The following is an 11,635-nucleotide window of genomic DNA, read 5'->3' on the forward strand; positions in this document are numbered from 1 at the left end:
CCGTCCCGGCCTCAGCAGTCGCCCGCGCGCATGTTGACCGTCACCTCGTCGAGTTTCACGCTGCCCGCGGGGACGGTGATCGGGACTCCCGGCTTCCAGGAGGCGGCCTTGCGGGCGCCGGTGTCGGAGAGCCAGTACGTGAGGATCTGCGCGGGGCCGTAGTCGGAGCACCGCGAGCCGATCTGGATGTCCTTCGTCCAGGTCGTCGCTCTCACCGTCCGGGCGTGGCCGGGGTCGACGGGGCTCGCGGCGTACATGGGCTTGTCGGCGAGCGGCATGCCTTTGCCGTCGGACAGGACCCGGACGACCACCCACAGTTGGCCCTCGCCCTTGCCCTCCGGATACGCCGCGGCCCTGAGGGTGATCACGGGGTACGGCGAGACCGTGGCGCCCGTGCAGGGGAGGACGAAGCCCGCGGTGAAGCCGTGGGCCTTCTTCAGGGGCACGCACGGGGTATCGCCGGGCGCCGGTTCCGGAGCCGCCGGCGTCGTGGGGCCCGGCGGTGTCGTCGGCGCGGTGGTGACCGGGTTCGTGGGGGCCGGGGACTTCGCGTCCGTGCCGCCGCTGCCCGCCACGAACGTGCCGACCAGCCCGACGACGGCTGCGAGCAGGGCGCCACCGGCACCGATCAGCGCGATCTGGAGTTTCGTCCGGCGCGGCTCGTCGGCGTCGTCGGGCACGGCCGCGCCGGGGTGAGTGGCGGGGGGCGGTGGCGTTCCGTCGGGGGCGGTGGCCGTCTCCTCGGGCGTCGGCTCGGTGTTCTCGGGCATGCGGGATCGTCCTTTCGGCCGCGGGTCTGCCGGGAGGGTGGCGGCGTCCGGGCCGGGAACCGGCCGGTGCCGCGTTACGGGACGGTGGCGCGGATCCGGTCCGTGCGTGACGGTGCGGCCGGGGGCTGCGGGGCCGGCGTCGTCGGGGTCGGGCGGGACGTGGTTGTGGGCGTTGACGTGTTCGTGGGGGTAGGGGTGGGAGTCCCGGACCCGCTCGGTGACGGAGCCGGCCCCGTGGGATCCGGGGTGGGGGTCGGGTCATCGTCCGAGGGGCATGTCCCGCGCCGTTCGACGGTCACCTGGTCCATCAGCGTGCTGCCCGCCGGCATGCGGCCGATGGGCCTGCCCTGCCTCCAGTGCTCCGACTCCTGCACACCCGCTCGGGTCAGGAGGTAAATGCCGAGTGCCGTGCGCCCGGTGTCCCCGATGCATTTCGTGCCGACCTGGAGGTCGTGGGACCAAGTGTGCTCCTGGGAGGACTCGTTGGTCTCCGGCGAGATTCCGCCGGGGATCATCCCGAACACCGGCAGGCCTTCGACGGCGCCATTCCTGTCGGTCAGCACCTTCTGCACGACGGTGAAACCGCCGTCGCTCTGCGGGGGGTATGCGGAGACGTGAATGCGGACGACGGGATATGTACCCGTGGGTGAGCCCTCGCACGGGAATACGAAGAACGCCTGGTAACCCCGCTCTGTATGCGGCGACCCGCAGCCGTTCGACACCGGCGGAATCCTGCCGCCGCGCGAACCGGGACTGTTCTCGCCGGGCGCGGTGCCGCCCGTCCCGCCGTCACCTGACGTGCCCCCGGAGCCGCCTGATCCCGCGGAAACGCCGTCCTTCCCGTCCGTTCCTCCCGTGTCGCCGGGCACGGACGGCACGGGTTTCCCGCGCGTCACCGGTGGGTCCGCCGACCGCGCCGGAGGTGCCGTCCGCCGGGCGACTCCCGGCAAAGTCGGCGAAGGAGCGGTGGTGGCCCCCGTGTCGGGGGTCCTGACCAGCCGTAACCTTTCCGCGTCCACTGCGCTGCCGGGTGCGAAAACCGTCAGTTCCAGTGCGAGGCCCGCGCCAATGCACGTCAGGGCGCAGGCGGCGACGGCTAATCGGGAGTCGCGCAATCTCCCCATGTCCATCCCCCCGGGAGACCGAAGAACGGCCCGGTCGTGGCCGTTGTCGAAAGTGTAACGGCGCGCCCGCCGTGTGACGTCGTTTCGGGAATTCCCCGGGCGCAATCGCGGATGGAATTCCCCTGCCGTCGCGCACTCTTGTTGCCGCGGATACGCTTCCGGATTCCTGCGTCTCCCGGAACCCCTGGGACGCGGGCCGCACGCCTGCCCCGCGCACGTGTGCGTGCGGCCGTGCGGCGGGGGAAAGCGGCCGTCAGGGACCGGGCGCCCGCGCCGCCCGGGCCGAACGCGTCGGGACGGCCGAAGGCGTCGGGGCGGCGGAACGCGGACGGGCCGTCGCAACCGGCGCAGACAGGGGGGAACGCATGTCCATCGGCGAGGGCGCGCCGTCCGGCGGCGGCCGGGGGAGACCGGGCAGCAAGGGGCGGCGGCGCCCACGGCGGGCGACCAGGGCGTTCGGTGCGCTCAAGACCCTGGCGCTCGCCATGGGCGCGGCATGGGACAAGGACGCGACCGAGCGGGCCGCCGCGCTCACGTACTACACGGTGCTGGCGCTGTTTCCGGCGCTGCTGATGACCCTGTCCCTGGTCGGGCTGACGGGGAACCCCGACGCCAGCGGGGTACCGGGCGGGCTGGAGGCCCTCATGCCCGGCGAATCACGCCCGCTGGTCGCCGACACGCTGCGGCACCTGGCCGAGGACGCCTCGGCGACCACCTCGCTGGCCGCCCTCAGCGGAGCGGCGGCCGCGTGGGCCGCGTGCAGTTACGCGGCGGTCTTCCGGCGCGCCCTGCACCACATCCACGGGGTGGTCGACCACCGACCCGCGTGGCGCGCCGCCCCGCGGGTGGTCGTCACCGCCCTCCTGCTGCTGGTCCTGATGGCGTGCAGCACCGTCTGCGTGGTCGTCAGCGGCGAACTCGCCCGCAGAACGGGCGACGTGCTGCACCTGGGCAGCTCCCTGGTCTCGGCGTGGCGCGCGCTGCGCTGGCCGGGACTGGTCGCCGTGGCCGCCGCGACGGTGCTGATCCTCTTCCGCTCGGGGCCGCCCGCCGCGCGCGGGCTGCGGACGACCGCGCCGGGCGGCGGCGTGGCCATCGCCCTCTGGCTGCTCAGCTCGGCCGGCTTCGCGGCGTACACCACGCGCCTGGGGACCTACGACCGGCTGTACGGCCAGTTGTCCGGCGCGGTCGCCTTCCTGGTGTGGCTGTGGTTCAGCAACCTCGCGCTGCTCGTCGGCGCGCACTACAACGCCGAGCGGGCGTCCCGGCCCCCCACCGCGCCGGGGCGGGGCGCCGGCGGCGCCGGATCGGAGCACGCCGCCGGCAGCGCCTCGGGACGTCCGCCCGCGACAGGCACTCCTGCCGGCCCGCCGGCAGCCGTGTCGCGGCGCGGTCGTGTACGGCGGTCCGCCTGGCGCACGCGGTGATCCGCGCGCGGAAGGCCGCATCGGGACCTGTGACGCTCCCGTGACGGGCAGCGGTCAACCGCTCTTGCCACGGCGGCTCCGGGTCCCGCCGTCGCGCGCGGGTGGCACGCCGTGGCGGCGCGCGGCCGCGTCCAGGGAGCGCAGGGCGAGCAGCAGGAACCCGATGTCGTCGAGGTAGACCGGATCGGGCAGGAGGTCCACCGGCCAGACGAGGTAGGCCACCGACGCCCAGAACACCGCCTTGTGGGACGTGGGCACGCCCGAGGCCCTGAGCAGGCGCCGCGAGCGGACCAGCCTGATCAGCAGCCTGACCGCCACCACCAGGGTGACCGTGGCGAAGGCCGCCGCCAGCCCGAGCAGCAGACGCTCCCTGCCGTCCATCCGCACCACCTCCGTGCTCTGCGCCTTCCCCGTTCTCCGGCGGACGCGCCACGGGGGTTGAGCGGTCCCCGGCCCGGTCCCCGCCCGGTTGCCGGGCGGGAAGCGGCAGGTACGGCACGCCGGAACGGCCGAGGGCGGCGGAACGCTCGCCGAGCGGCTGGAGGTGGACCTGCCGCGCGTCGAACCCGGCGTGCAGCGGGTGCTGACACCGGGCTCGTGCGACGCGGGGGCGTTCGGGCGGTGCCCGGGCTGTACGTGCGGGCGCTGACGGCGGACGGCAGGTTGTCGTGCACGACGTCGTGCACCACGTCGTGCACCACGCGGTGACCGACGCGTCGAGCGGGACGGCTTTCGCCCTCGGCGAGTTCTACCGGCGGGGTGAGCAGCGGAAGTTCCCGGGCGCCGCCCGGTGGACCCTCGAACCGGGGGCTGATCCCCGCACGCCGTGCCCCCGGCAAGGAACGTGCCGCCTCAGGCGATCCGGCCCGCCCGTGCGGACTCAGCGTTCGTTGGGCTCCCAGACGGGCAGCCAGACGTCGTTGGGCGCGCCCGGGACCGTGCAGTCGTACTGGATGAGCAGATGGCCGATCCCGAGCCCGCCGGCGACGTTCAGGCACTTGTTCGCCGACTTGTCGACGACCTGGTAGCCGATGCCCGCGGGGACGAACCGCCAGAGCTCGTTGGGGGCCGTGCCGCAGGTGTACTGGATGACCTCGGTGCCGTTGGCGGTGCCGCCCCCGGCGACGTTGACGCACTTTCCGCTGCTGACGGACTTGATCGTGTAGTAGCTGCCCCCGGCGGCGTCCAGCTCCCAGCGCTCGTTGGCCGCGTTGGTCAGCGGGTACTGGATGATGGGCACTCCGTCCGAGCTGCCCGCTCCGCGGACGTTCGCGACCTCGCCGGGGTTCGCCGCCAGACGCAGCGTGAACTGCTGCGCGACGATCGCCTGCGGTGTCGGGTCCCCCGAACGGTCGGCCGCGGCCGCTCCCTGCGTCCCGAACGCCACCCCGGCGGTCACCGCCAGGGCTCCCGCACCCGCCGCCAGATTCCTGAGAGTCTTCACGCGGTCTGCCTCCTGCTCCGTCGTGCAGATGAAAAAGACAGGAGGAGTATTACGGGACGAAGCCGGGTGAAAGGTCACTTTCGAAACGGAAGTGGCCGCACGTAGCCCGGTTGGCCGCAGAACCGGGCGCGCGGCGGTCCCGGCGCTGCCTCAGGGCCTGCGGCCCTTGTTGAGCAGCTCGTCGATCTCGGTGCCCTCGTCCGGCCGCACCCTGCCGTGCGGCAGCCGGACACCGAGTGCCGCCGCGAGGCCGTTCAGTCCCGTGTCCACCGTCGCCTCGATCGTCTCGCCCAGCACGCCCGCGCCCCTCAGCCCCGCCCGCCAGCCGCTCGCCAGCAGGGCCGCGGCGACGACCGGCCCGGGCCACCACAGCAGCCACGCGCCGGCCACCGCGTACGGGACCGCCCACGCGGTGCGCAGCGCGGCCCCCGAGTAGCCGGTCCAGGCGGCCTGCACGTCCTGCCGGGCGCTGTCGGGGGCCAGTTGCCACAGCCGAGGCCAGACGAGGGCCATGGACACCCCGTGCTGGGCCCGCACCCGCTGCTCCACGTCGCGCAGCGGACCCGCGACCTTCATGGCGGGGAGCCGCCACGTCCGGACCACCACGCGGCTCAACCGGTCGGCGACCAGCGCGGGGGCCGTCACGACGAGCAGCCCGGCGACCAGCGCCGCGATCCGCCCGGCGGGCGTGGCGTACCGGTCGGCCCGCAGCCGGTCGAGCCACCGGACGGCGGCGGTGACGTCGAAGGAGCCGGCCCGGCCCGGCGCCGCGGCGAGGGCGAGCGCGGCGGCGAAGAGCACGCCCGGCAGGACGATCCGGGTCAGCCAGCGGTCGGTGAGCTTCTTGCCCACCTCGCCGAGGAAGACCTCCATCAGCGACCGGCCTCCCGAACCGGCTTCATCGGCACCCCGTCCGGGAAGTCGGGGTCGAGCCGGCACTCGGGCCACGCGCCGGAGGGGTCCCGGCGGACGCTCGCCGAGCACCGGCCGGTCCGGCGCGGGCACCGGAAGGCGCTCTGCACGTCGGGGGCGCTCCACAGGAAGGAGGAGCCCACCGGTTCGGCCCCGCGCGCGGCAGAACCCAGTGCGGGATCGTGGCCGAGGGCGCGCAGCGCGGCCAGGGCGCTGCCCCCGCCGCGCACGCCGTCCACGGCGTCCTGGAAGTCGTCGAGGAAGCCGTCCTCCTCGGCGTCCGCCCGCAGCTCCGCGTAGTGCACGCACAGCCAGGAACGGGCGCGCCTCTCGGCCGCGCCGTCCCCGTCCGGCGGCGCCTGCCCCGATCCCCCGGTCATCTGTCTCCCTCTGCTGTCGCCGCACCGGGACGGCCGCCCGGCCCGGCCCGCCTTCCGTTCGTTCCGCGCACGGACCGTCCGCCTTCCCGGTCACCCGCCGACATGAATGTACGGAGTCCACACGCCGGGCGATCCCGGCCGGTCGCGCCGCAGTTCGCCGACCGCCGCGTGCAGGGCCCGGGCCGCGCGGGCCGGTACGGGCCGCCCGTCGCTGGTCATTGCCGCGTAGACGGCGTCCGCCACCTGCGCGGCGGTCGCGTCCCGGACGGGCTGGAGGCTCGCGACGACCTGGCGGAAGCCGCCGAAGTGCAGCACGGCGGCGCTGTGTGCCGCCTCGTCGGGGATCTGCGGGTCCGGCGCGGCGGTCTCGCAGGCCGACAGGAAGGCGAACTCGGCGCTGCCGACGGGGATCCGGGACAGGTGCGAGGGCGAGAGCGTGCCGCCGCTGAGCCGCAGGCCCTCGCCCGCCACCGCGTGGCAGGCCGCGTGCAGGCAGCGGTACCGGGGGAGCAGGTCGCCCACCGCCTCGGCGGTCGCGGCCGGGCCGTCCAGCCGCCGGACGCCGTCCAGCCGCCGTGCCACCAGGTGCGCCTCCCGCTCCACCTCCGGGATGTCCGGCGCCGGCACGGTCACCAGCAGCAGGTCGCCGGCGGGCGGTTCGCCGTCCCCGTACGGTCTGCGGCTGTGGATCAGTGAGGTGAGCGTGGGGGCGTACGAGGGCACGACCCGGTCGGGGACGCTCTGCCCGGGTACGCCCTTGCGGGAGCCGGCGGCGTGCAGGGGAAGGTAGGTCGCGAGTCCCGTCGGGCACCACCACAGGCGCGGCAAGGGCTCCCCGGGCACCGCGAGTTCCGGCAGCTCGGCGAGCACCGGCCGGGCGATGTCCTCCCAGAGCCAGTCGAGCATCCGCAGCAGCGCGCGCGACCGCCGGATCTCCGCGCGCAGCACCAGCGCGGCGGTCCGCTCCTGCTCGGCGGGGTCAGGGGAGCCGAGGGCGTCGCGCCGGGCGGCGTGCGCGCGGACGAGCCGTTCCTCGGCGGCGGCGAGTGCTTCCAGCGCGCCGGCGACGGTGTCCCGGTCCACGGCGTCCAGCGGCACGACGCGCGGCGGTCCGGCGGCGGTCACCACGAGGGCGTGGGAGCCGAAGTCGCTGATGTTGACGACGGCCACCGGCCCTTCCGCGGCCGCGGCCCGCAGGTCCCCGTACTCCGCCGTGCGCAGCAGTCCGTGGTCCCTTACCAGCGTGTCCCACTCGCGGGCGAGCGCGGTGCGCCGCTCGACGTCCGCCGCGGACTCCTCGCCGTGCCGCCCGGCGGGCGGCGCGTCCAGCGCGCGGCGGAGCGTGTCGAGCCGTGCGGCCAGGGCCGGATCGGCCGAGTGCAGCGCGGCCGGTTCCGTGGAGCGCAGCTCCAGGAGCTGTGACCACATCACCGCCCGCCCCTGGTCGAGGAGTTCGACGGCGCGCTCGGGCCGCCCGGCCCGTACGTGCACGGCCGCGGCGTCGACGGCCAGTTCGCTCCACCTCGACAGCAGGCGCCGCTGGTCGGCTGGGGCGATGCCGCGCCAGACGGCGAGCGCCTGCAGCGACACCGCGAGTTCGTAGGCGTCGGCGGCGCTGCACCACATCGCGTGCGCCGCCTCCGGCCCGGAGAAGCCGGATCCGTCGTCGGGCGACGCCGTCGCCACCGCCATGGCGGCCGCGGCGTCCAGCACGCCCCAGGCGCGGGCCGCCTCCAGGCGGTCGGCCGGCAGTGCGTCCGTGTTGCGCGCGGCCGAGCGCAGGTGCCGCACCGCCTCGTGCATCACCGTGCCCGCGCTGCCCTCGGCCGCCTCGAACTCCTCGATCAGAGCAAGGGCCAGCAGGCTCTCGTGCTGCGCCCGTTCGCGCGTTCCCTCATCGGTCTCCGCGACGAGCCGCCGGACCAGCCCGATCGCTTCGGCGCGGTCCGCGTCCGCCTGCCCGGGCGGGTGCCGGACCAGCTCGGAACGCCGCAGGAGTGCGCGGGCGAGGTCCGCGCGGCCGCGCCTGCCCCGGAAGCCGCCGAGGACGGGCAGGGACCTGCGATATGCCACGACAGCCGCGTCCAGGGCGGCCGGGGCGTCCGGATCGGCGTCGAAGGCGAGCGCGTACTGGTTCGCGAGCAGGAGCGCGCGCAGCGCGCGTCGGCGTCCCGAGAGCGAGGGGCGCCGGGCGGCCCGCCTGGCGTGGGCCAGCGCCTCCCGGGCGTCGGCGCCTTCCCCGCACTCCCGGTAGCGGACGGCGTGGGCCTCGCTGAGGTCCATCAGGTTCTGCGCACCTCCCGGCCAGGGAGCGGCGCGCAGCATGCGGCGGATCGCGATCACCTCGTCGACGGCCTGGACGCTGTGCACGTCGAGATGGCGGAACTGCAGCGCCTCGGCGAGCTGGTCCTGCGCCGCGTACGTCATCGTCCGCACGAGCAGCCCGCCGTGCCGGTCGAGCAGGGCGGTGCTCTCGCGGGCCATTGCGAGGGCGGTGTCCACCGCGGCGCGGTCGTCGGTGCGGGAGGCGTGCTCCAGCAGCGCGATGGCTTCCAGGTTCAGGGCGATGGAGCGGAACCAGCCGTCGGGGCGTGGGACCCCGGCCTGCCGGTGCAGGCGTTCGAGGCATTTCCGCGCCGCCGGCACATCCCCCCGGCCGGTGGCACGGGAGAGCGCCGGCCAGGCGGTCACCAGATGCAGGAAGCGAGGGAGGACAACCCCCATCAGCGGCGTCCAGACCAGCCACCCGACGAGCAGGGTGAGCAGGCTGCCGGCGAAGAACCAGGGACGGACGGACACCCCGGCGGTCCAGAACAGCCTGACGCCCCCGACGACGTCGGCTCCGCCGTTGCGCACCCCGGCGATGCACGCGGCCGCGGCCGCGAACACCACGGCCCCCACGGCCTCCCACCACACCAGGCGCAACGGGGGCAGGCACCGCCACGCCTCCCGCGCCGACCGGCTCGACACGCAGGCCACCAGCACCACCACGGCCGCGGCCACAAGGACGAGCCGGACCGCGGGGGAGCCGACGGGAAGGGTCGGGACCAGGGCCAGGCGTGCGGATCGGCTCACCAGTGCAGTGTGCCGCCGGTCCGCACGCGGCGGGGCCCGTATCGGCGATCCCGTCAGCGGGCCACCCCGCGCGCGGAGTCCACCGGTCTGCGTGGCAGGCCGCAAGGGCAGCGGAGCGGTCGCGCTCGCCGTTGCCGGCCCCCCCCCGGACGGCGGGGGTGTGGACGGGGTCGTGGAGGGGACAGCGCGCTTGCGGCGACGAGGGCTGCGACTGCTCGACGGGGCGCCGTCGTTCGTGACCCGCAGGAGGAGATCCCCGTACGGCGTTCGTGGCCGACGGTCTGGTGCGTCCAGCCCTTCCCGGCGTGGACGCGGTCGCCGTGACCGGTCTCCTCGACCGCAGCGAGGCGGAGACCGCATGCCGCCGTCAGGACGCGGACAGAGGCTGCCACGAGCAGGCACGGGCCCGCGGGTAACCGCGCCCGTGGTCTCCCGGAGTGCCGCGCCCCGCGCTGCCCGCCGGGGCGGGAACCGTGTCCGTTCAGCCCCTGCCGAAGATCCCGGTCGGGTAGGCGCCGTTGCTCAGCGCCGTCGCCGCCAGTCCGCCCGCGAGGTCGGTGAGGCGCGCGACCCCTGCCGCCCCCAGACGGTCGTAGGGCGCGGCGGCCAGGCGGTCCGTCCCGTGCTCCAGATCGGCGCGCAGGGCCGTCCCGGCCTCGGTCAGCTCGCCGTCCGCGTCCATCAGCCCCCTGGCCCGCAGGCGTTCCTCGGCCGCCGACCACTCCTTCTCGCTCCAGCCGCGTGTCGCCCGGGCGAAGGCCGGGGTGAAGCCGCGGCCGGAGGCGGTGTGGGACACCAGAGCCTCCAGCCCGTCAAGGCCCGCGTGGGTGAGCAGGGCGACGTGCCCGTCGCCGCGGTGCTCGCGCAGGACGGTCGCCGCCTGCCAGAGCGCCACATGCGGCTCCCGCGCCACGGGCTGGTCCGCCTCCGCGGCCCCCAGCGGGCGGCCCGCACGGTCGCAGCCCGCGGCGGCGTGCCGGGCCAGCTCGGCGGCCTCCGCGATCTCCTTGGAAGCCACCACCTCGTCGCCCAGCAGCCGGCGCAGCAGCTTGTCGGCGGCGCGCAGCCGGGCCGCGAGCAGTTGCCCGGGCGTGGCGACGGCCCAGACCGCCGGCACGTGCTCGGCGATCAGCGCAGGGCTGAAGTTGAAGAAGGTCGCGGTCACCGTGCCCGGTCCGACGGCGCCCATCGCGGCGGCGCGGGCGCCGAAGTAGCCCCCGGCGCTGAAGGGGGCGCCGGTCGCCGCCGGGAGACCGAGGTCCGTCATCTCCGCGTCGAACTCCGGCGAGAAGTACACCGCGGCGTGCAGGGCGTTGAGGGGACTGTGGCAGCGGCGGCCGGCCCGGGGGTCCGTCATGCGGATCAGATTACAAGGCGACAGGCGGGGTGAGGAGGGGCGCCGACGGGCGACGACGCACGCCCGGCGGGACTGCCGCCCGCACGTGGCCCGGCGGCCGCGGACCCCCACCGACGGGCAGACCGGTGGACCGCTCCGGCGCACGAACACGACGGGTCACCCGGACCGGCTGACGGACGCCGTCCCGCCGGGAACGGCGAAGGGGCGGCGCGTCACCTGGACCGCGTTGCGCGGCGCCTGTCGCGAGCCGTTACCCCGCAGCAGGCCGTGTCTCCTGGGACGGTTCACGGGAGCGGCAAGGCGACGGCGGGCAGCGGGCCGCTCCGGCGAGCCGCGTCAGGAACCGCCCGCGGCGCCGAGGTGCCGGGCGAAGAACCGGACGGAGCTGTCGAGTTCGAAGGACGGGACGCGAAAGTGGCTGCCGGGGTTCGCGTGCAGGGTCTTCTCGGTGGAACCGAGCGCGTCGAACAGCCTCATGACGCAATCCCGAGGACTTCCTTCGTCGTCCCACTGCAGCACGAACTCGACCGGGACGGTGATCCGCCTCGCGGTGCTCATGAGCCACTCGCTTCCGACGAGGCCGAGGACGGCCGCCGTCACCCGCGGTTCGTCCGCGACGAGGCGGATGCCCGTCTCAGCCCCCGCCGACAGGCCGTAGTACCCGACGGGCCCGCCGTCGCCGACGCAGTCCAGTGTGCGGAGTTCGTCCAGAGCGGTCCGCCAGTCGGGCACGAGCTGTGACGCGACGGTCTCGCAGAGGGCGCGCCATTCCGGGCCGACGGGCTCGCCGGCCGCCTCCCGCGCCTGGACGATCGCGACCAGCCGCCGGACCTCGGGGTGCTCGGGCCGGTCGCCGGTCCCGGGCGCGTCGATCGCGGCGACCGCGAAGCCGCAGGAGGTGACGTAGGGGACGGCCCGGGAGACGACCTCCCAGCCCTTCTTGTGCGAGCCGCCGCCGTGCCCGATCAGCACCAGCGGCCGGGGGCCCGGGCCCCCGGCGGGCGTCCACAGCACCCCGGGTATCTCCCCGATGGTGAAGAGCTGCTCGCGGACACCGTCGGCGACGGTTTCCGACGTCATACGCATGCACGCATGCCGGCAGAGGCACCGCCGGTGCCGCAACCGGTTCGTCGGGCGGCAGGGCCG

The 11,635-nt window shown here is 75.3% G+C and carries 9 protein-coding genes; 1 reads left to right on the forward strand and 8 read right to left on the reverse strand.

Annotated elements, in window-relative coordinates:
- Nucleotides 1-11: 11 nt before the first annotated feature.
- Nucleotides 12-770 (reverse strand): hypothetical protein, encoded by a 759-nt coding sequence (locus tag IH54_RS0115190; protein ID WP_031516963.1) that lies wholly within the window; start codon nucleotides 768-770, stop codon nucleotides 12-14.
- Between the two features lie 1,489 nt (nucleotides 771-2,259).
- On the opposite strand from IH54_RS0115190, the gene IH54_RS39775 reads away from it, so the two are divergent.
- Nucleotides 2,260-3,321 (forward strand): YihY/virulence factor BrkB family protein, encoded by a 1,062-nt coding sequence (locus IH54_RS39775; protein WP_063762306.1) that lies wholly within the window; start codon nucleotides 2,260-2,262, stop codon nucleotides 3,319-3,321.
- Nucleotides 3,322-3,375: 54 nt separating this feature from the next.
- On the opposite strand, the gene IH54_RS0115205 is transcribed toward IH54_RS39775, so the two are convergent.
- The 7 genes from IH54_RS0115205 to IH54_RS0115240 form a co-directional block, all read right to left on the reverse strand.
- Nucleotides 3,376-3,702, reverse strand: coding sequence for a YkvA family protein (locus tag IH54_RS0115205; protein ID WP_031516968.1), 327 nt, complete (start codon nucleotides 3,700-3,702; stop codon nucleotides 3,376-3,378).
- 499 nt (nucleotides 3,703-4,201) lie between these two features.
- Nucleotides 4,202-4,765, reverse strand: a complete 564-nt coding sequence (locus IH54_RS0115210; protein ID WP_234343534.1) for an RICIN domain-containing protein — start codon at nucleotides 4,763-4,765, stop codon at nucleotides 4,202-4,204.
- Between the two features lie 150 nt (nucleotides 4,766-4,915).
- The gene (locus IH54_RS41630) at nucleotides 4,916-5,638 is read right to left on the reverse strand and encodes a hypothetical protein (protein WP_031516973.1); all 723 of its coding nucleotides are present in this window, start codon (nucleotides 5,636-5,638) and stop codon (nucleotides 4,916-4,918) included.
- Nucleotides 5,638-6,057, reverse strand: coding sequence for a hypothetical protein (locus IH54_RS0115220; protein WP_031516975.1), 420 nt, complete (start codon nucleotides 6,055-6,057; stop codon nucleotides 5,638-5,640). The genes IH54_RS41630 and IH54_RS0115220 overlap by 1 nt, the downstream gene beginning before the upstream one ends.
- 90 nt (nucleotides 6,058-6,147) lie before the next feature.
- Nucleotides 6,148-9,132: a CHAT domain-containing protein gene (locus IH54_RS0115225; RefSeq protein ID WP_031516977.1), complete on the reverse strand. Its 2,985-nt coding sequence runs from the start codon at nucleotides 9,130-9,132 to the stop codon at nucleotides 6,148-6,150.
- Nucleotides 9,133-9,613: 481 nt separating this feature from the next.
- Nucleotides 9,614-10,489, reverse strand: coding sequence for an SCO6745 family protein (locus IH54_RS0115235; protein ID WP_031516978.1), 876 nt, complete (start codon nucleotides 10,487-10,489; stop codon nucleotides 9,614-9,616).
- A 336-nt stretch (nucleotides 10,490-10,825) separates the two neighbouring features.
- Entirely contained in the window at nucleotides 10,826-11,575 is a 750-nt protein-coding gene (locus tag IH54_RS0115240; RefSeq protein WP_031516980.1) for an alpha/beta hydrolase, read from the reverse strand.
- Nucleotides 11,576-11,635: the final 60 nt, after the last annotated feature.

Source organism: Streptomyces sp. NRRL F-5123 (genome assembly GCF_000721495.1).
GTDB lineage: Bacteria > Actinomycetota > Actinomycetes > Streptomycetales > Streptomycetaceae > Actinacidiphila.